General features: G+C 70.4%; 13 protein-coding genes and 1 pseudogene. 7 read left to right on the forward strand and 7 right to left on the reverse strand.

Going from position 1 to position 14,486, the window contains the following annotated elements:
* Window positions 1-3: 3 nt before the first annotated feature.
* The gene (locus SY2F82_RS16315) at window positions 4-948 is read left to right on the forward strand and encodes an aminoglycoside phosphotransferase family protein (RefSeq protein WP_200419796.1); all 945 of its coding nucleotides are present in this window, start codon (window positions 4-6) and stop codon (window positions 946-948) included.
* Window positions 949-1,153: 205 nt separating this feature from the next.
* Here SY2F82_RS16315 and SY2F82_RS16320 read toward each other — a convergent pair whose 3' ends face one another.
* The gene (locus tag SY2F82_RS16320; RefSeq protein WP_200419797.1) at window positions 1,154-3,556 is read right to left on the reverse strand and encodes an excinuclease ABC subunit UvrA; all 2,403 of its coding nucleotides are present in this window, start codon (window positions 3,554-3,556) and stop codon (window positions 1,154-1,156) included.
* Window positions 3,557-4,140: 584 nt separating this feature from the next.
* On the opposite strand from SY2F82_RS16320, the gene SY2F82_RS16325 reads away from it, so the two are divergent.
* Window positions 4,141-4,500 (forward strand): hypothetical protein, encoded by a 360-nt coding sequence (locus SY2F82_RS16325; protein WP_200419798.1) that lies wholly within the window; start codon window positions 4,141-4,143, stop codon window positions 4,498-4,500.
* A gap of 115 nt (window positions 4,501-4,615) precedes the next feature.
* Here SY2F82_RS16325 and SY2F82_RS16330 read toward each other — a convergent pair.
* The 3 genes and pseudogenes from SY2F82_RS16330 to SY2F82_RS16340 all read right to left on the reverse strand — a co-directional run.
* Window positions 4,616-4,813: pseudogene (locus SY2F82_RS16330) on the reverse strand (GTP cyclohydrolase I); the annotation flags it as partial.
* Between the two features lie 352 nt (window positions 4,814-5,165).
* On the reverse strand, window positions 5,166-5,723 hold the full coding sequence (locus SY2F82_RS16335) for a DoxX family protein (protein ID WP_200419799.1): 558 nt from the start codon (window positions 5,721-5,723) through the stop codon (window positions 5,166-5,168).
* Between the two features lie 130 nt (window positions 5,724-5,853).
* Entirely contained in the window at window positions 5,854-6,591 is a 738-nt protein-coding gene (locus SY2F82_RS16340) for a metalloregulator ArsR/SmtB family transcription factor (protein WP_200419800.1), read from the reverse strand.
* Window positions 6,592-6,822: 231 nt separating this feature from the next.
* Between SY2F82_RS16340 and SY2F82_RS16345 the strand changes: the two genes are divergently transcribed.
* Entirely contained in the window at window positions 6,823-7,650 is an 828-nt protein-coding gene (locus SY2F82_RS16345) for a ZIP family metal transporter (protein ID WP_200419801.1), read from the forward strand.
* 325 nt (window positions 7,651-7,975) lie between these two features.
* Entirely contained in the window at window positions 7,976-8,566 is a 591-nt protein-coding gene (locus SY2F82_RS16350) for a hypothetical protein (protein ID WP_200419802.1), read from the forward strand.
* A gap of 213 nt (window positions 8,567-8,779) precedes the next feature.
* Here the strand turns inward: SY2F82_RS16350 and bla are convergent, their stop codons facing one another.
* Entirely contained in the window at window positions 8,780-9,697 is a 918-nt protein-coding gene (gene bla / locus SY2F82_RS16355; protein ID WP_200419803.1) for a class A beta-lactamase, read from the reverse strand.
* Window positions 9,698-9,827: 130 nt separating this feature from the next.
* On the opposite strand from bla, the gene SY2F82_RS16360 reads away from it, so the two are divergent.
* Together SY2F82_RS16360 and SY2F82_RS16365 are read left to right on the forward strand one after the other, a co-directional pair.
* Window positions 9,828-10,832 carry a LysR family transcriptional regulator gene (locus tag SY2F82_RS16360; RefSeq protein WP_200419804.1) on the forward strand — a complete coding sequence of 335 codons (1,005 nt, stop codon included), beginning with the start codon at window positions 9,828-9,830 and terminating at the stop codon, window positions 10,830-10,832.
* Entirely contained in the window at window positions 10,829-11,764 is a 936-nt protein-coding gene (locus SY2F82_RS16365; protein WP_200419805.1) for a serine hydrolase, read from the forward strand. Before SY2F82_RS16360 ends, SY2F82_RS16365 begins: the two co-directional genes overlap by 4 nt.
* A gap of 264 nt (window positions 11,765-12,028) precedes the next feature.
* On the opposite strand, the gene SY2F82_RS16370 is transcribed toward SY2F82_RS16365, so the two are convergent.
* Window positions 12,029-12,979 carry a hypothetical protein gene (locus tag SY2F82_RS16370; protein ID WP_200419806.1) on the reverse strand — a complete coding sequence of 317 codons (951 nt, stop codon included), beginning with the start codon at window positions 12,977-12,979 and terminating at the stop codon, window positions 12,029-12,031.
* A 170-nt stretch (window positions 12,980-13,149) separates the two neighbouring features.
* Complete coding sequence (locus SY2F82_RS16375) at window positions 13,150-13,650, reverse strand: hypothetical protein (RefSeq protein ID WP_200419807.1); 501 nt, start codon at window positions 13,648-13,650, stop codon at window positions 13,150-13,152.
* A gap of 287 nt (window positions 13,651-13,937) precedes the next feature.
* On the opposite strand from SY2F82_RS16375, the gene SY2F82_RS16380 reads away from it, so the two are divergent.
* On the forward strand, window positions 13,938-14,486 hold the full coding sequence (locus SY2F82_RS16380; RefSeq protein ID WP_374707166.1) for an RNA polymerase sigma factor: 549 nt from the start codon (window positions 13,938-13,940) through the stop codon (window positions 14,484-14,486).

Below are 14,486 nucleotides of genomic sequence, written 5' to 3' on the forward strand. Positions count from 1 at the left end.
CGCATGATCGAGGTACCGGAAGCGTTCGCGCGGACCACGGTGGAGCGTGAAGGGGAGGCGGGAGCGGCATGGCTCGCCGAACTGCCGCAGCTCGCGGACGACTTGCTGCGGCACTGGGGGTGTGGGCCGGACGGCGAGGTCATGCACGGGGGTGTCGGGATCATCGTTCCGGTCCGACGGGAAGACGGCGCCACAGCAGTCGTGAAGGTGTCGTTTCCTCATCCCGGGAACGTGCATGAGCCGGATGCGTTCGTGGCCTGGGGTGGGCGCGGAGCCGTCCTGCTGCACGGGCGCGACGACGACCGTTTCGCGATGCTGCTCGAGCGGGTCCATACATCGACGCTGGCGGAGGTAGAAGACGGCGACGAGGTGGTGACGGTCGCGGGGTTGATCAGTCGCCGCCTGGCTGTTCCCGCCCCGCCCGGCCTGCCCCGGCTGCGTGATCAGGCCGATGCCTGGGAGGAGCAGCTGCGCAAGGACGCCGCGGAGCTGGCTCACGCATTGCCGCGGCATGTCGTGGACGCCGCCGTGGCGACCGTCCGAGATCTGGGTCATGCCCAGCCGGACCTTCTCCTGCACGGCGACCTCCACGCCGGCAACATCCTGCGTGGCGACCGTGAACCTTGGCTGGCCGTCGATCCCAAGGGGTATGCCGGGGATCCCGCCTACGACGGCGGCACGCTCCTCAAGTCGCGCGCCCTGGCGCTCCTCGAAGCGGACGACCTACGTCGGGCTGTCCACCGCGTCCTGGACATCTTCGCCGAGACGGCGGACGTCGATCGCGCCCGTGTCCGGCGCTGGGCCCAGTTCCACGCCGTTCAGGCCGCGTTCTGGGGCCGCCGTCATGGATTCCGCAGAGCCCGCGGTGGAGCACGACGGGACTGGCTCGTCGAATTCGCGGACCACCTGGCAGAGTTGCTGACAGAGGGAGCAGCCGTGATCCGGTAGTCGGGGCCGGCACAGAGGACGCTGCGTCCGCTGCGCGACCCGGCAGCCGCAGTTCGTCGGCGGGCCCGGAGCCGAGAAGGAACAGGACGGCCATCTGGTCACCCAGCGCACCGGGCCGCTTCCCGAACTGCAAGATCGATCTCACCGTTGACTGCTGTGCCGCTCCTACTCAGGACCGGTCTCCCGGTGCGTGCGAGCGCCCCGCTCAGTTGCCGACGTAGTCCGCGAGGTGCTCGCCGGTGAGGGTGGAGCGGGCGGCGACCAGGTCGGCGGGTGTGCCTTCGAAGACGATGCGGCCACCGTCGTGGCCGGCGCCGGGGCCGAGGTCGATGATCCAGTCGGCGTGCGCCATGACGGCCTGGTGGTGCTCGACGACGATGACCGACTTGCCGGAGTCGACGAGCCGGTCGAGCAGCCCGAGCAACTGCTCGACGTCGGCGAGGTGCAGGCCGGCGGTCGGTTCGTCGAGAACGTAGACGCCACCCTTCTCGGCCATGTGAGTGGCCAGCTTGAGCCGCTGCCGCTCACCGCCGGACAGGGTGGTGAGCGGCTGGCCGAGGGTGAGGTAGCCGAGCCCGACGTCGGCGAGCCGCCGCAGGATGGCGTGCGCGGCCGGCGTGCGCGCCTCACCGCTGCCGAAGAACTCCTCGGCCTCGGCCACCGGTATCGCGAGCACCTCGCTGATGTCGCGGCCACCGAGGTGATACTCCAGTACCGATGCCTGGAATCGCTTCCCCTCGCACTCCTCGCAGGTGGTGGCGACCCCGGCCATCATCGCCAGGTCGGTGTAGACGACGCCGGCGCCGTTGCAGGTCGGGCAGGCGCCCTCGGAGTTGGCGCTGAACAGTGCCGGCTTCACTCCGTTGGCTTTCGCGAACGCCTTGCGGATCGGCTCGAGGAGTCCCGTGTACGTCGCGGGGTTGCTCCGCCGGGAGCCGCGGATCGCGCCCTGGTCGATCGACACCACCCCCGCGCCGGCGGGGATCGACCCGTGGACGAGGGAGCTCTTGCCGGAGCCGGCGACGCCGGTGACGACGACCAGCACCCCGAGGGGGATGTCGACGTCGACGCCCTGGAGGTTGTGCGTCGTCGCGCCGCGGATCTCCAGAGTGCCGGTGCGTTTGCGGACCGTGTCCTTGAGCGCGGCCCGGTCGTCGAAATGGCGGCCCGTGATGGTGCCGCCGGCCCGCAGGCCCTCGACGGAGCCCTCGAAGCAGACGGAGCCGCCCGCCGTACCGGCGCCCGGGCCGAGGTCGACGACGTGGTCGGCGATCGCGATCACCTCCGGCTTGTGCTCCACGACGAGCACCGTGTTGCCCTTGTCCCGCAGCCGCAGCAGCAGTTGGTTCATCCGCTGGATGTCATGCGGGTGCAGGCCCGTGGTGGGCTCGTCGAAGACGTAGGTCACGTCGGTGAGAGGGGAGCCGAGGTGGCGGATCATCTTCACGCGCTGCGCCTCGCCGCCCGACAGCGTGCCCGACGGCCGGTCCAGCGAGAGATAGCCGAGGCCGATCTCCGCGAACGAGTCGAGCGTGTGCTGCAGCTTCGCGAGCAGCGGGGCCACCGACGGCTCGTCCAGGCCGCGGACCCACTCCGCCAGGTCACTGATCTGCATCGCGCAGGCGTCGGCGATGCTGATCCCCTTGATCTTCGACGACCGGGCCGCCTCGCTCAGCCGGGTGCCGCCGCAGTCGGGGCAGGCGGTGAAGGTGACCGCCCGGTCCACGAACGCCCGGATGTGCGGCTGCATCGCCTCCCGGTCCTTGGCCAGGAACGACTTCTGGACCCGGAGGATCAGCCCCTCGTAGGTCATGTTGATGCCGCTGATCTTCATCCTGGTCGGCTCGTGGTGGAGGAAGTCGTGCAGCTCGGTCTCGGTGTACTCGCGGATCGGCTTGTCCGGGTCGAGGAGCCCCGAGTCCTTGTAGAGTCGCATGTTCCAGCCGCCCGCGTTGTAGCCGGGGATCGTGATCGCACCCCCGGCGAGCGACTTGGTGTCGTCGTAGAGCTGGGTGAGGTCGATGTCGGTCACCGTGCCCCGGCCTTCGCAGCGCGGGCACATGCCGCCCGTGATCTGGAAATCGCGCCGCTCCTTCACGGTCTTCCCGCCGCGCTCGATCGTGACCGCGCCCGCCCCGCTGATCGAGGCGACGTTGAAGGAGAACGCCTGCGGCGAGCCGATGTGCGGCTGCCCGAGCCGGCTGAAGAGGATGCGCAGCATCGCATTGGCGTCGGTCGCGGTGCCGACCGTGGAGCGGGGATCGGCACCCATGCGCTGCTGGTCGACGATGATCGCGGTGGTCAGCCCGTCGAGGACGTCGACCTCGGGCCGTGCCAGTGTCGGCATGAAGCCCTGCACGAAGGCGCTGTAGGTCTCGTTGATCAGCCGCTGCGACTCCGCGGCGATCGTGTCGAACACCAGAGAGCTCTTGCCCGAGCCGGAGACGCCGGTGAACACCGTCAGCCGACGCTTCGGTATTTCGACGCTGACGTCCTTGAGATTGTTCTCGCGCGCGCCGTGCACGCGGATCAGATCGTGGCTGTCGGCGACGTGAGGCGCAGGCGACTGCGTGTCCAACTGCGTGTCCGTCCTCGTGACCATGCTCATGTGTCTCCATCTGTCGGGCGGGCCGCCTTCGCGGTCTCCGTGAGGATCGCCTGGCTCGATCAGACCGGCTTCGAGCGTAACGGCCGGCCTTCCCAGTGCCGGGCCGATCGGCGGAGCCGACCGTGATCAATGCATCCCGCCGCGTCCCACGTCCTCGCGATCCTCGAAGGAATGCCGGAATCCGTGGAGGTCACCTTAGGCGGGCCGCGGTGACCGGCGCTTCTCGAATCCTGATCCGTCACGATGGCCGGCCGGCGCTTCAAGGGCCGTGGAGGAGATCGGGGTGGCTCGGCAACCGGTACCTCGTGGTGGGTGGGGCGGCAGTGGTCCTGCCCTTCGATGGCAGGATGTCCGCCTGACCGATCGGCCGAGGTCACGGGGGCGTGAGTGGCAGGCATCGCGCTGGAGGCGCTGGACGATGTGCCCTGGGAACGGCTGGAGTCGGCGCTCGAATGCCACCCGGCCAACGACATGCGGCAGGCCCTGTGGCGTCTCGCGCTGAAGGGCGGGGCGGCGACCGAGGAGGACTGCTACCCGCCGTACGACTGTCTCGCGCCAACTGCCTCGCGCTGGGCACCGGACGCGTGGCCTCCGTCGCGACCGCCGCGCTGCCGTTCGTCGTTGCCCTCGCCGGTCATCCGGACAGGGGCGCCTCGGTCACGCTCGTCGAGCTGCTGGTGAGCCTGGCCAGGACGGCGACCGAAGCCGAACCGGCCCAGGTGGACGAGCGCCGGCACGAGGCCTGGCGGCTGCACTGCCCCGGGTTCCGGGCGCTGTTGGCGGGCCCCCGGCCCGAGGTGCGGAGGGCAGCGCTGGTGGTGCGGGCAACCCTGCGTACGGTCCGGGAGTACGACCGGCGGCTGTCGATGTACCGGGACTACCGGGCGTTCCTGCAGGACGAGGAGATCCGGTCCGCGATCGACGACGTCCTCGCCCTGCCATGACGACCGGCCGGGGGCGATCCGCGACACGACCGAGCGGTGCCGACCGAGTCACACGTCCGGGGACGTCGCATATCCGGCAAGTCGCATATGCGGACACGTCACGTATCCGGAGACCTCACGAGGCAACCCCGGTCAGGGCGAGGAATTCGCTTCGGGAGCGGGCGTCGGAACGCAGCAGCCCGAGCAGGGTCGAGGTCATGGTGCTGGAGCCGGTGGCCTGGACGCCGCGCAGGGTCATGCAGGTGTGTTCGGCCTCGACCACCACACCGACGCCCTTGGGCTCCAGATGGGTCTGCAGCCAGTCGGCGACCTGCAGGTCATCGCGGCCTCCTATTTCACTAACAAATCTTGGTCTTATTGAGGCCGGGTCGTCAAGACACCCAGACCCGTGATGTGGGGACGGAGGAACGCCTGTGCGCAAACGGGCCGGAGGGCAGCGGGTCCTGTGGCTCTTCACCACTCCGCCACCGACGCCGCCATCGACCCCGTCGGCGTTCCGAGCGCGCGAAGTCACGGCGGGTGTACGGATGTCGCCGACGTTCCAGCTGGTCGGGCGCGGGCCGGACGGCACGGTCGGGGCTGACGGTACGGTCGGGCTGACGCCGCCACCCGCGGACCGGACTTGGGCTCCCGCTCACGGGTTGCGGGTGACGGCCGCCCCGGACTCAGAGGCTGAGCGTGACGGCGGCAGCGATTCCGCCCAGGCCCAGGGCCAAGGCGCCCTCGGCCCAGCCGCCGGAACCCCAGCGGAAGAGCCGGTCGATGGCCAGCCGCCCGGGGCCGATGGCGGCGACGGCCAGCGCGACGACGGCGATGCAGACGCTGTACTCCACACCGCCGTCGGTCTCCCACGGGCCGTGGGCGCCGGTCACGGTCGCCATGGCATTGATCATCACGCCGATGAGCGCGGCGGCCGCGAGCGGGGTGAGCAACCCCACGGCCAGTCCGAGCCCGCCGAGGAACTCGGACAGACCGCAGATCGCGGCGAGGACCTTTCCCGGGCGGTAACCGAGGGCTGCGAACCCCTGCCCGGTCGCGGTCAGGCCCTTGCCGCCGAAGAGCCCGAACAGTTTCTGCGCGCCGTGCCCGGCCATCAGCAGTCCGAAGGTCAACCTGATGAGCAGGAGTCCGAAGTCGGGCGCGAACGACCTTGCTGTGGCGGTGTGCCGCACTTCCGGTTCCGCGGGAGCCGAAGCCCGGCGCACATGACTCTTGGTAACCATGAGATGTTCCCGTGAGCACGTACGGGGGGCGCCTCCCCGGCCGGACCAGGCGACGGGTCCCCTGGCCGACGACGGACACCACACGGCATCGACGAAGGATGCTCCGGGCGCGGGCCGTCCTGCCGTCGGTTCACCGCGCGCAGGCGGTTCCCGGTGCCGAAGGGCCTTCTGACACGCTGTCCGCGCGCAGTTCGACGCAGCACGCGTCGGGTCGCGGGGCGAGCACCGCTGTGGTCTTGTCGCTCCCCAGGCCGTGCAGATAGCCGGCCAGGAAAGCCTGGTTGACGGCGCAGACCAGTTCCGGAGCCTTGGCCGCCAGGGGGTGGAAGGGGCAGTTGCGCAGCCGCAGCAGGGCGGGAGCGGCGCGCTCCGGCTCGTACCCGAACTCCTCGAGCGTGTCGGCGGCCAGGCTCAGCCCCCGCTCGGCGCCGAGCCGTCCGGGGCGAGTCCGTGTGCGTTCGGCGCCGCCCAGTGTTTCCCCGCGCCTGTATGCCACGCGGAGCGCGGCGTCACGGGCGGATTCGGCCTCGGTCTCGGTCAGGACGGCCTCGGTCAGGACGTCGGCGAGCATTCCGTAGCGACGCTCGGGGATGCTCACCGAGATGGCGTCGGCCGCCGGCTCGTAGACCTTGGGCCTGCGGCCGACCTTGCGGATGCCGGTGGGGGATTCGTAGTGGGCCTGGAGGAGGCCGACCGCCACCATCTTGTCCAGGTGGAACGCGGCCAGCTTGCGGGAGATCCCGACGCTGTCGGCCACCTCCTCGCGCGTGACCGGGCGCCGCTCCTGTCGGATGAACTCGAACATACGGCGGCGCAGATCGTCGCCGAGGGCGGCGAGGGTGGTCAGCGAGGTGTGATCCAGTCCCACGGCTCCATCATATCGCCAAACAGATTGGGCGAAAACCGCCGAATCCCGTTTGTTTCGGAGAGGACCGCCTTGCGTCGGCACCGACCCCGCGGGTGAGGGTGTGAACGGCTTGCCGCACCACTCGGTAATGACATCGCCAAGCTTCTTTGAAGTCGCACTCCGGGAGTTGTTAGGTAAGGCTCGCCTGACTTAGGTTCAGCGGGTCCCCGCACGTCAGACCGGAGCGTCCCCATGTCCAGCGCGAACATCACCCTGCTCGGCGCGATCGCAGGCTTCACCATCTACCTCGGCCTCCCGATCGGCCGCCTGCGCACCCCGACCCCCCGTCTCAAGGCGGCCCTGAACGCCGTGGCCATCGGCATCCTGACCTTCCTCGTGTGGGACGTGCTGAGCCATGCCTGGGAGCCGGTCGACGAGGCGCTGGGCAAGCACGAGTGGGCAACGGTCGCGTCCGGGGGAGCCACCCTGGCCGTGGGCCTGACGATCGGACTCGCCGGGCTCGTGCACTACGACGCCTGGATGACCCGCCGTCGGACCGCCGCCGCACGGCCCGCGGGTCCCGGTGCCGCCGCCACCGCCGAACTGGCACCCAGGACGCGCAGCCAGGCCGGCTCCCTCGCGCTGATGATCGCCACCGGCATCGGTCTGCACAACTTCGCCGAGGGCCTGGCCATCGGCAACTCCGCCGCCAAGGGCGAACTCTCCCTCGCCCTCCTGCTGATCATCGGGTTCGGCCTGCACAACGCCACCGAGGGCTTCGGCATCGTCGCCCCCTTGGCCGCCGAGGGCGAACGGCCCTCCTGGCTCACCTTGCTGTGGCTCGGCCTGATCGGCGGCGGCCCCACCTTCCTCGGCACACTCGTCGGCCGGCACCTGGTCGACGACACCCTGTCGATCGCCTTCCTCGGCCTCGCCGCCGGGTCGATCCTCTACGTGGTCATCGAACTGCTGGCCGTCGCCCGCAGGGCCGGACTCAAGACCCTCACCACCTGGTGCATCCTGCTGGGTCTCCTGCTCGGCTTCGCCACCGACGCGGTCGTCACCGCCGCCGGCGCCTGAACCCGCGTCCCGTAGCCGCCATCCAGGCGCGGTCGACCTCTGGCCGTTGCGCTGCACATACCCGGATGTGAAACCGCCTCCTCGATGCAGGTCTGTCTCGGCAGGGCCGACGGCGCCGTTCCGCCGAACAGGTCCGCGAAGTGAGTGGGCGTTGTCCGGCCACCTCATCAGGCACGATGCGGCGATGGCGGGGCCGCGGGTGGATTCGCTGGGTGACCGATCGGTTGCAGACGGCCACGAGTTCTTACACGGTGGGCTCAAGATCCGATGTTCACCGAAGGGAACACCCATGTTTGGTCTGCCCTCACGACGTACCGCTTGCACCGTGCTCTGCGCCGCCTTCCTGGTCGGTGTCGCCGGCCCCGTGGCGGTGGCGGGCGACTCGGCCGGCGAGCGCAGCCATGCGGCTTCTCCGTACACACCCGTAGCCGGCGCGGACGCGCTTCTGGCACAGCTCAAGAGCCTGCGCGACCCCCGGCTCGCCCCGGTCGCCGACCTGGCGAACGCCGTACTGGAGGCCGACAACGGCCGACTGCCCGCCGCCGAGGCCGAAAGGCTCGGCGGCGCCGCGCAGGACGCCCTCGCCCAGTTGCGGGCAGAGACCTCGGCAACTGTGGCCGCGGACCCGGCGAGCGATGCGCTGGCCGCCTTGCAGAAGGCGATCGACGACCTCGTGCAGGCGCTCGGTTCCGGCGACGCCGACCAGGTGTCTGCGGCGGTCGCCGCCTTCGTGACCGCCCTGAACAACTACATCGAGGCCGTGCTGAACGGCAGCGGCCTGCCCACGCCGACTCCGACCCCCACGCCGACTCCGACGCCGACGCCCACCCCTACCGTCACCCCGAGCCCGACCCCCACGCCGACGGTTACCCTGCCTCCGCTGCCGAGCACCTCGGCCTCCGCGTCAGCCTCCTAGGCCATCTCGTTCCCGACATGGTGACGGACAGCCTGCCTCCGGCATCGTGAGGTGCCGGACTGAACGGCGGTGCCGGCGGCCGCGATGGGGACGCCGGCACCGTGAAGTGTGCACCGCGGTCAGTTCATTCAGGTCGTAGAGGTAACTGCCCCCTGGTGCCCCTGCGGCGGAGCGATCCGTCGCTCCCTGAACGGTCGGCAGCGGGGCGGTAGGTCACTCGCCCTTGGCGAGGGCGCGCGCCACAATGCGGGCCGCGGCGGCGATCAGCGTGTTGTCGACCGGGGCGTCCCGTGTGGCCTTCGACGACAGCACGGCCAGCACAATCGGTGTGTTCCTCGTCGTCCAGGCGACGCCGATGTCGTTGGCGGTCGCGTAGTCACCCGTGCCCGTCTTGTCCGCGACGATCCAGTCCTGCGGCAGCCCGGCGCGGAACCGTTCGGCGCTGGTGGTGTTGCCCTTGAGCCAGGTGACGAGTTGCCGGCGATCGGTGCCGGCCAGTGCCCTGCCCAGCGTCAGCCGTTCGAAGCTCCTGCCGATCGCCTCCGGTGTGGTGGTGTCGCGCAGGTCGCCGGGGACGGCGGTGTTCAGGTCTGTTTCCCAGCGGTCGAGCCGGCTCACCGGATCGCCGACCGAGCGGAAGAACCGGGTGAGGCCGGCCGGCCCGCCGATCTGGCGCAGCAGGAGGTTCCCCGCCGTGTTGTCGCTGTACTGGATGGCGGCCTTGCACAGGTCGCCCACCGTCATGCCGGTGTCGACGTGCTGTTCGGTGATCGGAGAGTTGGGCAGCAGGTCCGCCGGTGGGTAGTGGATCACCTTGTCCAACGGCGAGCAGCGATCGTGGTCGCGCAGGATCGCCGCCGCGGCGAACGCCTTGAACGTCGAGCACATCGCGAACCGCTCCTGCGCCCGGTGGGACACGACCCGCCCGGTGCGGACGTCACGGGCGTACACGCCCAGGCGGGCGGCGTACCGCTGCTCCAGATCGCGCAACTCGCCTTCGGGGTCGCCCAGTCCGGCGTGCTCCGCCGCCGATGCGGCCGGTGCTGCCAGGGCGGGGAGGAGTACGGCTGTGGAAACGGCGACGCCGGCCTTGAACAGGCCGCGCCGCGGCAGAGGGGTGGCACTGGTCATACGCAGAGTTCTCCCGGTGGTCCGTCGTCGGTTCCTCGAAGCTTCGACGAGGGCCAGCGAAGCAGCGGAAACCCACTCATGTCCAAGAGGGAACTTTCAAGGCTGCATCACTTATTGATATGACTGCAGCGTGGACCTGTTGGCGCATCTCGAGGCGTACGTCGCGGTCGTCGAGGAGACGAGCTTCTCGCGCGCGGCCGATCGGCTCGGGATAGCCCAGCCCCTTCTCAGCCGGCGTATCAAGACGCTGGAGACACACTTCGGCGGCCTGCTGTTCGATCGATCGCGGCGGCAGGTGGCGACCACCGAGTTCGGCGTGCTCCTGCTGCCGTACGCCCAGGACGTACTGGACCGGACTCAGCGGCTGCGGCACGTCGCGCGATCAGTCCGGCAGTCGGCGGTATGTGCCGTCGGAGTCCCGGGGGACTGCGGCCCGGCCGCGCTGGCACGCATCATCCGTGCCGGCGCCGAGCACGGCACCACCCTGGGCGTGCACGAACTGCCGCCACAGGAACGGGAGGCCCGCCTGGCCGACGGATCGCTGGCGTACGCGCTGCTGCGCGTTCCCCCGGAGAGCGCGGCGCTCAGGGTGCCGCTCGGCCTCGCGTCCGCGCCGGACGCGCCGGACGGGAGGTACGACGGCCCGGCCGAGGCCCGGCAGCGGCCTCGTCCGCGCGCGGTCCACCTGGAAGACCTGCGGCCCCGCCGCGGCCGCGACGCGACGCGCGAGCAGCGGTCGGCGGTTCCGATTCTCACGACGGCAGAGGACCAACTCCCTTACGCACAGGACCGGCTGCGCCGCGCGGCCGCGCGGGCCGGGCTTCCGGAAGGTCTGGTGCGTCCGGCCGGACCGGTGGCGACCGCGCTCGCCGAGACCCTCGCCGGGCGGGTGACGCTGCTGTGCGCCGAGCCGTTCGCACGGCGTCACGGGGCGGATTGGTCGCCGCTGGGCGACACGTCGCTGCACCGGGGATACGAACCGGGTGCCGGACCACCTCAGCGTGGCCCGGCGCCCGTGCCGGACTGGCTGGTGGCGCTGTTGGCAGCCGCGGTCGGTGCCACGACCGGGCAGCACACGGCACCGTCCGTGGCCACGGGTGAGGATGCTTCGCTGCGACTGGCGGCGCGCGGATGAACGCCCGCCCGCAGTACCGCCCTGCCCATGTCGCCGACGACGGTGACCTTCTCGACGTCGCCGAGGCGATCGCCGCGGACTGGGCGTCCCTCGGTGTCCGCGGGTCCTTCCTCGCCCGCCGGATCGACACCGGGGAGCAGTTCGGCTTCGACGTCGATGAACCGGTGCCCCTCGCCTCGGTGGTCAAGGTCCCGCTCGCCCTCGTCGCGCTGGACCGGATCGCGACCGGGGAACTCGATCCGGCTCGGCCGGTCACCGTCGACCCGGCCACGAGCAGCGTCGGATCCACGGGTCTCGCGGCGTTCGGGTACCCCGCCACCGTGGCCGTCGGCGACCTGCTCCTGATGATGCTCTCGGTGAGCGACAACGCGAGCGCTGACGCGCTGTTCGATCTGGTTCCGGTCGAGGACGTCGACGCCCGCCTGCGCGCTTGGGAGTGTGCGGGCATCCGGGTGCGGCACCGGTTGAACCGGATGTACGAGTGCGCCGCGGGTGCCGCCGGCGACGACTTCTCACTGGCCCTGGAACTGGCCGTCCGTGACGACCGCACGGGGCGGCACACCATCGAGACACTGGATCCGGCCTACGCCAACGTCGGCACCGCCACAGCACTCGTCGACCTGCTGCAGCGCGTGTGGCGGGACCGGATCGCCCATCCCGACGCGACCGCCGAACTGCGCCGACTGATGGGACTGCAGGTTTTCACGCAGCGACTGGCGAGCGAACTGCGCGCGGACACACTCCGGATGAGCGGGAAGACAGGCACATTCCTTCATCTGCGCCATGAGATCGGCGTGGTGGAGGCCGAATCCGGAGATCGGGTTGCGATGGCCGCGCTCACCCGATCCGACCGCCGGGCCGGCCTGGCGCCGGACATCGACCTCGCGATCGGAACCGCCGCACGGCGCGCCTTCGAGGCACTGCGCTGCTGAAAACGGGCAGCAAGCCATGGCGAACCAGATGCACGCCAGCTGGCCGGGGGAGCGTTTCAGCCGGCGAGTCGATCAGCGGAAACCAGCCACCGCCGGCGTGGACGCTCTGTGACGAGGGCGGGTGACGGAGGCGCGGGAATGACGAGTACGACCGGCGAGCCACGTCGGGCGGAGAGGGCGCCGTCGCCATCGTGACGGCCGCGGTCGCCGCCCGTGCCGGGGCGGGCGACTGCCCCGACCGATGATGGCCTCGGGAGGGTTCGGTCACCCGGCGGCCCTGTTCTGTGCCTGCTCGAACTCGGTCAGGGGGTCGCCGCCGGTGTGCCAGGGCCAGCCGGTGACCGTGCCATGGAGTGCCTCGAAGACCGGACGGGCCTCCTGCCATCGGTCGGCCGTCGTCAGCGCGTAGGCGAGGAGGTTCAGGTCGGCAAGGGCCGCGGCATGGCGGAAGAACGCCGGCTGGACCCAGCTGTGGGCCGCACGGTCGAGAGCCTGAGCCGCAGGCCCGTGGGACCAGTGGTTGCGCGCCACCAGCGCTTCGATTCCGCCTCGCGCGAGGACGGCGTGGTACTGCAGGACCTGGGCGGTGAGTTCCGTTGCCGCGCAGGGCGCGTTCGCGGGCATGCGGGCGCACAGGGCGTCGACGAACTCCAGCACCTGGATGCGCGAACCTGCTTCCTCGGGGCTGAGATAGCGCAGCATGCTCAGGTACGCCTCGCGGTTCCAACGGTCGCGTGCCAACACCTCGTTCCACACGGCGAACACCTGCTGCTGCGCCCAGTGCTCAAGGCGGGACACACCCAGCAGCACCACCCAGGGAGTGGGGTCTTCCGGTGCGAGCTCCGCGGCCCGGAAGCAGCTCTCGGTGACCTCGGCCGCATCCTCTAGGTGCCCCTGGGAGCGGCCTTGTACGAGCCGCGTCCATGCGTGCAGGACGAGTGCGTTCGCGTTGCGGGGCTCACGCCTGGCCCAACTCGACGGCAGATACGACGCGGACAGGTAGTCCGCCAGGACGGACATGCGGTGGGCACGGCGGTCCCAGTCGTCCGTTTCCTGGTTCATGAGGCGGGACATCTGGGCTATGCACAGGTCCGTCGTCGCGATCGTGCCGGTCTTGGTGGTCGCGACAAGGGACTTCAGAAGTCGGCGCAGGGGCTCGTCGTCGAGTTCCGGCGCCAGACGTGCCCTTCTGCGGCGGCTTGAGAGAAATGCCATGTCCGTAGGCTAAGGACGGCCAGCTGTGACACAAGGTGTACGCCAAGATCGTTATCAGTTGCCCTGCGGCCCGGCGTCGCCTGCTCGTTCGGCGAAGACGAGCCAGGAGCAGGCGCCGCTGTTCCTGCAGCGCCGGGGCCGGCAGCGGCGCTGCGGTCTGCCGTCACCGGTCAGGAGTAGGTCCAGCGCCACCTGCTGCCGCTGGGTGCGCAGGTGATGCTCGTACCGCTGGCGTCCGTCGTCGATGCTCCGTGGTCGCTGTTGCGGCAGAACTGGCCGGCGGAATAGCAGTTCCCCGAGTTGGAGACGATCGAACAGGTACCCGAAGCGCTCCGGCTGTCGCTCTCGCTGCCGGACCCGGAGTTGCTGTCGGTGGCTGCCTGCGCGGTGACGGTCACCTTGACCTGCACCGTCTTGGTCACAGTCGGCGTCGGCCTCGGCGCAGGCGTCGCGGTTGCTGTCGCTGTGGTCGTCGCAGTGACGGTTGCGGTCGGCCGCGGCTCACCGGCCGCGGTCTTGACGCTGTTGCCGTTCTGCCCGTCGGCGCCGGCGCCGATACCGAGGAAGAAGGCGAAGCCGATCGCGGGCAGCACGTACCGCTTCCGCGCCCACTTCGGGGCCGGACGGACAGGCGGAGCAGGCGGTGGCGGCGGTATGTACGGGTTGGCCATGTGTCCCCCCAGGACGAGTCAGAAGCGACGACGGTAGCGCCTGGGGTGCGACTCGCGGGAGAGGCGTGGAGAAGTAGTGATCATTCTGTGACGGCGGTGGTGGCGCCGGCTGCCCTCGGCCCACACGCGCGCCAGCCGTGCGGACGAGACAGCAGGTCGGTGCCCACCACGGTCGCGACTTCTCGGGATGCTGATCCAGCGACCCGTTGGGAGTGCGGGGTGGCGGCCGCGCAATCCCGCGGCGACTGCGGACCGTATCTACTGATGTGCAGAGGTTCCGGTTCTCCGTGGGCCGTCTCCCGGACGAGGCTCTGCTGTCCGGGCTGGCCACCGGTGATCCGGAGCTCGCCATCGGCTTCGTACGGAGGTTCCAGCACCGGGTCTTCGGTGTCGCGACAGCCGTCACCGGGGATCCGCAGCTCGCTGCGGACATCGCCCAGCAGACGTTCGAGCGGGCGTGGCGTCATGCGCAGATCTACGACTCGCGCCGCGAGTCGGTGATGACCTGGCTGACGACCATGGCCCACAACCTTGCCATCGACGCCGTCCGTTCCCGGCGGCCGGAGCCGGTGACGCCCGAGGACCTGGACGCGATGCTGGACGTCGTCAGCGAGACACCCGAGCAGCGGGCCCTCGCCGACGAGGCGTCGTCCCGGCTGCGGGCGGCGGTGGCGGAACTCCCGCCCGAACAGGGCCGTGCCCTGGTGATGGCGGGCATCTATGGAATGACGGCCCAGCGGATCGCCGACTGGGAGAAGATCCCGCTGGCCACCGCCAGGACGCGCATCAGGGCGGCGATGGGAAAGCTGCGCACCACCCTCGCGTCTCCGAAGTGA

It is taken from the genome of Streptomyces sp. Y2F8-2, assembly GCF_014905555.1.
GTDB lineage: Bacteria > Actinomycetota > Actinomycetes > Streptomycetales > Streptomycetaceae > Streptomyces > Streptomyces cynarae.

Excerpts from the sequence above, each read along its gene's own strand:
- SY2F82_RS16315 (WP_200419796.1), top strand. The coding sequence starts at position 4 with ATGATCGAGGTACCGGAAGCGTTCGCGCGGACCACGGTGGAGCGTGAA.
- SY2F82_RS16320 (WP_200419797.1), bottom strand. The coding sequence starts at position 3,556 with ATGAGCATGGTCACGAGGACGGACACGCAGTTGGACACGCAGTCGCCT.
- SY2F82_RS16335 (WP_200419799.1), bottom strand. The coding sequence starts at position 5,723 with ATGGTTACCAAGAGTCATGTGCGCCGGGCTTCGGCTCCCGCGGAACCG.
- SY2F82_RS16345 (WP_200419801.1), top strand. The coding sequence starts at position 6,823 with ATGTCCAGCGCGAACATCACCCTGCTCGGCGCGATCGCAGGCTTCACC.
- bla (WP_200419803.1), bottom strand. The coding sequence starts at position 9,697 with ATGACCAGTGCCACCCCTCTGCCGCGGCGCGGCCTGTTCAAGGCCGGC.
- SY2F82_RS16365 (WP_200419805.1), top strand. The coding sequence starts at position 10,829 with ATGAACGCCCGCCCGCAGTACCGCCCTGCCCATGTCGCCGACGACGGT.
- SY2F82_RS16370 (WP_200419806.1), bottom strand. The coding sequence starts at position 12,979 with ATGGCATTTCTCTCAAGCCGCCGCAGAAGGGCACGTCTGGCGCCGGAA.
- SY2F82_RS16375 (WP_200419807.1), bottom strand. The coding sequence starts at position 13,650 with ATGGCCAACCCGTACATACCGCCGCCACCGCCTGCTCCGCCTGTCCGT.